We start from the raw sequence: 810 nt of genomic DNA, 5'->3' as shown, positions 1-810 counted from the left end.
ACAAGTCCGTGTGCCGGCTATCGAATTCGAAAAAGCCACCCAGGCCATACACGTCGCCACCAGCGTTGATTGTCACCACACCGCCTTCAACCGCCGTCGGGAACACTTCCCATGCATCGCGCGGAGGTGCGTCCAGCGCGCTGCCGAGGCGAGACGCGTGCCCGCATCGTAGCAGCACGCAATCGCCTTCTTCCAAAAGGACGTCAGTTACACCCTCGACGGTCAGCCACACCTGGCCCGACAGCACTGCGTAGCAGTTGATGGCGTCGTGGGCCTCGAAGCGAATGGCCCAATCGCCGCCGGCATCCAGACCGCGGAACATGTACGTGGCGGGCTTGAGTAAAGAGAGAACAGCAGAGAGTGCATCCACGCAGGCATTCGGACGATGGCAAAGATAAGACAGACTTTAGCGCATGGATCGTACCAGAGCAAGCCCGTATGATGCATGCTCCCAACTGGAAGGTTTCTCATGCTCATCGCATCCAATATCGCCGTCGTCGGCGCTGGTAATATCGGCAGCACGTTTGCCTTTTTTCTGGCGAACGCGGGTCAGCACAATGTCACCGTCGTCGCCCGGCCGGGCTCCAACAGGCTGCACCAACTGCAGCGCGACGGCGCCATCGTCAAGCAGAGCGGCGAGCGGGCAACCGTGACCGTACGCGACGGGCTCGACGCGAATACGGCCTACGACCTCGTGATTGTCGTCGTGCCGGTGCACCAGGTGGATGTTTTGATCCCGGCGCTCAAAGACTGCACGGCCACGCGCATCCTGTTCATGTTTAACCAGTTCGAGCCGGAGCGGCTGCGCGA

2 protein-coding genes are annotated in these 810 nt (G+C 60.9%); one reads left to right on the top strand and one right to left on the bottom strand.

The window, feature by feature from the left end; translation table 11 throughout:
• On the bottom strand, positions 1–370 hold a 370-nt coding region (locus tag AB2N08_RS22900), incomplete at its 3' end, for a cupin domain-containing protein (protein ID WP_367613204.1).
• Positions 371–469: 99 nt separating this feature from the next.
• Here AB2N08_RS22900 and AB2N08_RS22895 point away from each other — a divergent pair.
• A partial coding sequence (locus tag AB2N08_RS22895) for a ketopantoate reductase family protein (protein WP_367613203.1) occupies positions 470–810 on the top strand: 341 nt, incomplete at its 3' end.

The organism is Massilia aurea (assembly GCF_040790145.1).
GTDB lineage: Bacteria > Pseudomonadota > Gammaproteobacteria > Burkholderiales > Burkholderiaceae_D > Telluria > Telluria aurea_C.
The sequence above is the reverse complement of the archived record's forward strand: the minus strand, read 5'-3'. Positions and strand labels throughout refer to the sequence as shown.